Consider the following 6,460-nt stretch of genomic DNA (forward strand, 5'->3'; position numbering starts at 1 on the left):
AAGCCAGCACCCTAACCTGTGGGAGCGGGCGTGCCCGCGAAGCAGGCGACGCGGTGGCTGGCACCGGCTTTGCCGGTGTTCGCGGCTGAAGCCGCTCCCACGGTAGATCGTGTTCCTCAATGCCCGTGGCTGCGGCCCACGTGCGAATGCTCGGTTTCCGGCACCGTTACCGCACCATTCGTCTCCAGTTGCTGCAAGATCGCGCATTCTGCCCCCTGTGCGCTGCAGCGCCGGCGCAGTTCCATCAACTGCGCCTGCAACGCTACCAGCCCGTCGATGCGCGCCTGCACATGCTCGATATGCTCGTCGATCAGCGCGTTGACGCTGCCGCACGCGCCAGCCGGGCTGTCGCGCAGGCTTAGCAGGCTGCGGATTTCATCGAGGGTCATGTCCAGCGTGCGGCAATTGCGGATGAACGTCAGCCGCTCGACATGCGCCTGGGTGTAGAGGCGGTAGTTGCCGTCGCTGCGCGCAGGTGCGGGCAGCAGGTTTTCCCGCTCGTAGTAGCGGATGGTTTCCACCGCGCAGTCGGTGGCTTTGGCCAGTTCACCGATCTTCATTACCAAATTCCCCGCTAATGGCTTGACCCTATAGTGGCTACAGGGTGTTCACTTGGCAACAGGCTCACTTTAAGGACCCCCCATGAACCAGCCTGTCAGCCACGAACACAAGCACGGTCACCACCACGATCATGCCCATGGGCACAGCTGCTGCAGTGCCGAAGCTGCGCCGGCGCTGGTGCAGTTGAGCGAGCAGGCCAGTGGCCACGCGCACCTCAGCCGCTTCCGCATCGATGCCATGGACTGCCCCACCGAGCAGACCTTGATCCAGGACAAGCTCGGCAAGCTGGCTGGCGTCGAGCAATTGGAGTTCAACCTGATCAACCGCGTGCTTGGCGTGCGCCACACCCTGGGTGGTACCGCCGAAATCGAGCGGGCTATCGACAGCCTGGGCATGAAAGCCGAGCCGCTGGGCGCCGAAGACGACGGCAGCGCCAGCGCATCGGCACCGGCGAAAACCCGTTGGTGGCCGCTGGCGTTGGCGGGTACTGCGGCAATCGCCGCGGAAATCGTGCACTTTTCTGCGCTTGCGCCGGAGTGGGTGGTGGCCGCGCTGGCACTCGCAGCCATACTCGGCTGCGGTCTGGGCACCTATAAAAAGGGCTGGATCGCCCTGAAAAACCGCAACCTCAACATCAACGCACTGATGAGCATCGCCGTCACGGGTGCGGTACTGATCGGGCAGTGGCCGGAGGCAGCCATGGTGATGGTGCTGTTCACCATCGCCGAGCTGATCGAAGCCCGCTCGCTGGACCGTGCGCGCAATGCCATCAGCGGCCTGATGCAACTGACGCCGGACATGGCGACGGTGCAGCAAGCCGATGGCCAGTGGCGTGAAGTGCCAGTGCGTGAGGTAGCCATCGGTGCACAGGTGCGGGTGCGCCCTGGCGAGCGCATTGGCCTGGACGGTGAAGTGACCAGCGGGCAATCCAGCGTCGATCAGGCGCCGATCACCGGCGAAAGCCTGCCCGTGGAGAAGGCGGTCGGCGACAAGTTGTTTGCCGGCACCATCAACCAGGCAGGGGCGCTGGAGTTTCGCGTGACCGCTGCTGCCGGGCAGTCGACCCTGGCCCGGATCATCAAGGCTGTGGAGCAGGCGCAAGGGGCACGGGCGCCGACCCAGCGCTTCGTCGACCGCTTCTCGCGCATCTACACGCCGGTGGTGTTCGCCATCGCCTTGGCCGTGGCGGCGGTGCCGCCGCTGTTCATGGCCGGTGCCTGGTTCGACTGGGTGTACCGCGCCTTGGTGCTGCTGGTAGTGGCGTGCCCGTGCGCCCTGGTGATCTCCACCCCGGTGACCATCGTCAGCGGCCTGGCCGCCGCTGCGCGCAAGGGTATTCTGGTCAAGGGGGGCATTTACCTGGAAGGCGGCCGCCACCTGGACTTCCTGGCCCTGGACAAGACCGGCACCATCACCCATGGCAAACCTGCCCAGACCGACGCCGAGGTGCTGGCGCCGCTGTTCGAAGGCCGCGCCCAGGCCTTGGCCGCCAGCCTGGGCGAGCGTTCGGACCACCCGGTGTCGCGAGCCATCGCCCAGTTCGGCAGGCAGCAAGGCCTGGCCTTGAGCGAGGTAGACGACTTTGCCGCCCTGGCCGGGCGGGGCGTGCGTGGCACCATCGACGGCCAGGTCTACCACTTGGGCAATCACCGCCTGGTCGAGGAGCTGGGGCTGTGTTCGCCCGAGTTGGAGGCCCGCCTGGATGGGCTGGAGCGCCAGGGCAAGACCGTGGTCCTGCTACTCGACCGCAGCGGCCCGCTGGCGCTGTTTGCAGTGGCCGACACGGTCAAGGAAAGCAGCCGTCAGGCGATTGCCGAACTGCATGAGCTGGGCATCAAGACGGTGATGCTGACCGGTGACAACCCGCACACCGCCCAGGCCATTGCCGCCGTGGTAGGCATCGACCGCGCCGAGGGCAACCTGCTGCCGGCCGACAAACTGCAAAGCATTGAGGCCTTGTACGCCCAGGGCCACCGGGTGGGTATGGTCGGTGACGGCATCAACGATGCGCCGGCACTGGCCCGTGCCGAGATCGGTTTCGCCATGGCCGCGGCCGGCACCGATACCGCCATCGAAACCGCCGATGTGGCGCTGATGGACGATGACTTGCGGAAAATCCCGGCCTTCGTTCGGTTGTCGCGGCAAAGCGGGGCGATCCTGCTGCAGAACATCGTTCTGGCGCTGGGCATCAAGGCCATATTCCTGGCGATCACCTTTGCCGGCATGGCCACCCTGTGGATGGCGGTATTTGCCGACATGGGCGTGAGCCTTCTGGTGGTGTTCAACGGTTTGCGCCTGCTGCGCAAATAAAGGCCTGCCTGGTGCGTATGGGGCGGTTCAGGCTCGCCGCCCGTTCAAAACTGAGACACCAGCGCCTCCAGCTGTTCCTGGCGCTCGGCCTGGTTCAGCTTCGCCCCCGGGTTCAGGGTGGACCACTGTGGATGCGCCCGCGCCCTGACCAGTGCCTCTGGCAGCTTGCCCTCACGCCAGGCCTTTTCATCCAGTTCACCCAGCCTGATGCTGTCCTGCGCTGCATGCCCGCGGCTGTCCAGGGCCACCATCAACTGCTGCTGACGCAAGGCCAGCAAGCGCAACACCGTATCGTCCACGGTCAACTCGCGCTTGCCCTTGAGTTTGCCCAGCAAGCGCGCGCCATAGTTGCGCGCCGTCTGCAACGCACCGCCGGCCAGCGCCCCGGCCAGTGCCGCTGCCCCCAGGGTAAGCCCGCCAACCAGCAAGTCGACCCCGGCACCGGCCGCTGCGCCGGCGGCTACGCCGCTGCCCAGGCGTACGCCCAGCAGCTTCAAGGTTTCGGGGTTGAACAGGTCATCGCCCCAGCGCCCATCCAGCAGCGGCAGGTCGCTGGCGTGGGCATCGTCGCGGCGGAAGGCATACAGCTTGAGCAGGGCTTCGACACACCGTTGCTCACGCTGACGAATATCCTGGCGCAGCGCTTCGATGGCCCGGGCTTCGGCCGCCGGTTCGGCATCGACGCTGCGCCGGCAGGCAGCGCAGTCCAGCAGCAGCTCGGCAATCAGGCGCTTGCCGCTGTGCTGGCGAGCCAGGCGTTGGGCCTGCTGGTCGTCGATCAGCCGCTGCAAGGCCGGGCGGGCGCTTTCCAGCAGCAGGGCCAGGCTTTCGTAGAGGCGGCGTTCGCCGTCCTCGGGTGGGGCTACGCTGTCGAACCGTACCAACGCGTGAAGGCCAAGCCGGGCAAGGGCTTCGCGCCATTGCGCCTCGCGGTGCTGGTGGCTGGCGACAAAGTTGAGCACCGGCAACAGTGGCTTGCCGCAACTGGCCAGCACCTCCAGTTCGTCGCGGTACTTGGCCAGCACTGGCTCGCGGGCATCGATCACATACAAGCCGGCGTCGCTGGCCAGCAACTGGCGCAGCACCTTGGCTTCCTGCTCGAAACGCTGGCGCGCTTCGCTGCCTTGCAGGAACCGCTCGAGGCGGGCAGGGCCGTCCAGGCGCTCGCCCGGGCGCTCCAGCCGCTCCAGGTAGTCGAGCAAGGCGATGGCGTCCTCCAACCCTGGCGTGTCGTAAAGCTCCAGTAACGGTTCGCCGTCCACCGACAGCCGCGCGCCTTCGACATGGCGAGTGGTGCTGGGGCGGTGGGACACCTCGCCGAAGCCCACGTCGCGGGTCAGGGTGCGCAGCAGCGAGGTCTTGCCAACGTTGGTGTGGCCGACCACGGCCAATTTCAGCGGCTCAGTCATGGCCATGCTCCAGCCAGGTCAGCGGTGAGGTGTCGGCATAGGGCAGGCCCAGCCGCTCGAGGGCTTCATGCCAGTCGCCCAGGCGCCGAGCGTCCAGCGCCTGGCCGGGTGCTGCCTGCAGCAGCCAGACCCTTGTGGCACCAGCATTGCGCGCCAGGTCGGCGAGCAGCGCCAGGCTGCCGCGGTCGGGCGAGCGGCGCGGGTCACAGGCGATGGCCAGGCGTGCCGGCGGAAAGCGGCTGAGTTGCTCGAGCAGGCGGTTGCGCGACTCGCGGCTGTCGAGCACGCCGGCATCGGTCACGCTTGGGGGCAGGCGGGGTGGCCAGGGCTGCTGGTCGTCCAGTTCCAGGCCCACCAGCAGGGCGCCGCTGCTGGCGCTTTGCAACTGCTCGGCGGCGAACCCTGGCAACGCCTCGGGGGCCGCGTCCTGCACGCCGATGCGCTCGCTGCGCGGCATCAGCGCTTCGCGCAGTTGGGCGTAACCCGGCAGGCTCAGGTCCAGGGTCAGGCGCTGGCGGCCCTGGCGCCAGCGCCACAGGCACAACCCGGCCAGCAGCACGCGGGGCAACAGGCCATATACCAGCACTACGCCGAGCAGCCAGCTGGCCCAGGCCTGGCGCGCCACGTCGAGGGCCGGCTGGCTGTCGCCACTGGCGCGGATCATGGCCTCGTCGGGCACGGCAAAGCCCAGCAGCGAAGGCAGCGCGCCCAGCGCCTGGGTGAGTTGGATGAACGGGTCGGCGGCGAGCAGGGTGGTTTCCCACACGAAGCCATAGCGACGGGTGGCCAGTAGAGCCAGCAGCATGCCCAGCGCGCAGAGCATCGCCAGCAGCCACAGGCTGTGTACCAGCAGGCCTAGCAGCCAGCGGTTGAGGCGCTGGCGCTGCAGCAGTACCAGCAGTGCCGGGCCCAGGTGCGCGGCCTTGGCATCGCGGGCGAAGCGCTCACTCAGCCATAGCCACAAACGGCCCAACCCCGCCCCGTGTTCGCCACTGAGGGCAAAACCAATGGCCCAGCCCAGCAGCGTCAGCAGGTTCAGCCCCAACAGGCTGCCCAACGCCCAGAAGACGTTGACCGGGCGCTGGCCGTCGCCAAGCGCCGCCAGGGCCAGGCCGGCGCCGCTGAGCACGGCTAGCAGCAGCAGGGCCAGCACCGCCAGGCGTGCGCCCTGTTTCCAGTGGCGCAGGGCCGTGGCCATGCCGTCGCGTTCGGCCAGGAACAGCGCCCGGCTTTCGATGCGCGCCGCCAAGTCGCCGCCGCGCTGGCGCGCATGACGGTTGGCTGCCTGGTCTTCCAGCAGGCCGGCGTGTTCTTCGCGCAGGCGGACCGCTTCGGTCAGCCAGCGTTTGTCCAGTGGAGTCGGTGCGGTCACAAGGTCTTCCATTGCACAGGTCAGGGCAGAAGCATAACCCACACGCCCGGTGCTATCCTCGCTGGCATGAATACATCACTCCCCCTCAGCCTGATCGCGGCTCACGCCGAGAACCGTGTGATCGGCATCGACAACTCCATGCCCTGGCATCTGCCGGGGGACTTCAAGTACTTCAAGGCCACCACCCTGGGCAAGCCGATCATCATGGGGCGCAAGACCTGGGACTCACTGGGCCGGCCGCTGCCCGGGCGGTTGAATATCGTGGTCAGCCGGCAGCCTGGGCTGCAGCTGCAGGGCGCCGAAGTCTTCGGCTCGCTGGAGCAGGCGCTGGTGCGGGCCGAACAGTGGGCGCGCGAAAAAGGCGTCGATGAGCTGATGCTGATTGGCGGGGCGCAGCTCTATGGGCAGGCGCTGGAGAAAGGGCTGGTCAGCCGGATGTACCTGACGCGGGTGGAATTGGCGCCGGAGGGGGATGCCTGGTTTCCCGAGTTCGACCAGGGGCAGTGGAAGCTGGTGTCGAGCGAGGCACAGGGTGAAGAAGGCAAGCCTGGGTATCACTTCGAGGTTTGGGACAGGGTTTGAGATTTCTGGGGGCCGCTTGGCGGCCGATCGCGGGCAAGCCAGCTCCCATAGGGATTGCATCAGGGCTGACAGGTGGTCGCCACAAGATATGCAGTGCCTGTGAGATCGAGCGCCGCCCGCGCGGCGCATCGCGAGCTGCGGTCGCTGCTTGTATGTTGTGACTGGCCTGGCGGGAGAAGATATTCTCGTCAGGCTGAAGAAGCACTTCCGGGGAGGCCGATCGCTC

At 67.2% G+C, this 6,460-nt stretch carries 5 protein-coding genes; 2 read left to right on the top strand and 3 right to left on the bottom strand.

What is annotated here, in order from left to right; all coding sequences use genetic code 11:
- Positions 1–116 precede the first annotated feature (116 nt).
- Positions 117–560 (bottom strand): cadmium resistance transcriptional regulator CadR, encoded by a 444-nt coding sequence (cadR, locus tag B3361_RS22250; RefSeq protein ID WP_054905143.1) that lies wholly within the window; start codon positions 558–560, stop codon positions 117–119.
- Positions 561–642: 82 nt separating this feature from the next.
- On the opposite strand from cadR, the gene B3361_RS22255 reads away from it, so the two are divergent.
- Positions 643–2,871 carry a heavy metal translocating P-type ATPase gene (locus B3361_RS22255; protein ID WP_054905142.1) on the top strand — a complete coding sequence of 743 codons (2,229 nt, stop codon included), beginning with the start codon at positions 643–645 and terminating at the stop codon, positions 2,869–2,871.
- Positions 2,872–2,915: 44 nt separating this feature from the next.
- Here B3361_RS22255 and B3361_RS22260 read toward each other — a convergent pair whose 3' ends face one another.
- Positions 2,916–4,280: a GTPase/DUF3482 domain-containing protein gene (locus tag B3361_RS22260; RefSeq protein ID WP_029887257.1), complete on the bottom strand. Its 1,365-nt coding sequence runs from the start codon at positions 4,278–4,280 to the stop codon at positions 2,916–2,918.
- Entirely contained in the window at positions 4,273–5,664 is a 1,392-nt protein-coding gene (locus tag B3361_RS22265) for a DUF2868 domain-containing protein (RefSeq protein ID WP_082414655.1), read from the bottom strand. The genes B3361_RS22260 and B3361_RS22265 overlap by 8 nt, the downstream gene beginning before the upstream one ends.
- A 54-nt stretch (positions 5,665–5,718) precedes the next feature.
- On the opposite strand from B3361_RS22265, the gene B3361_RS22270 reads away from it, so the two are divergent.
- A complete protein-coding gene (locus B3361_RS22270) occupies positions 5,719–6,234 on the top strand; it encodes a dihydrofolate reductase (RefSeq protein ID WP_029887255.1) in 516 nt (171 codons plus the stop codon).
- Positions 6,235–6,460 lie beyond the last annotated feature (226 nt).

It is taken from the genome of Pseudomonas sp. UBA6699 (genome assembly GCF_002454615.1).
GTDB classification, from domain to species: domain Bacteria; phylum Pseudomonadota; class Gammaproteobacteria; order Pseudomonadales; family Pseudomonadaceae; genus Aquipseudomonas; species Aquipseudomonas juntendi.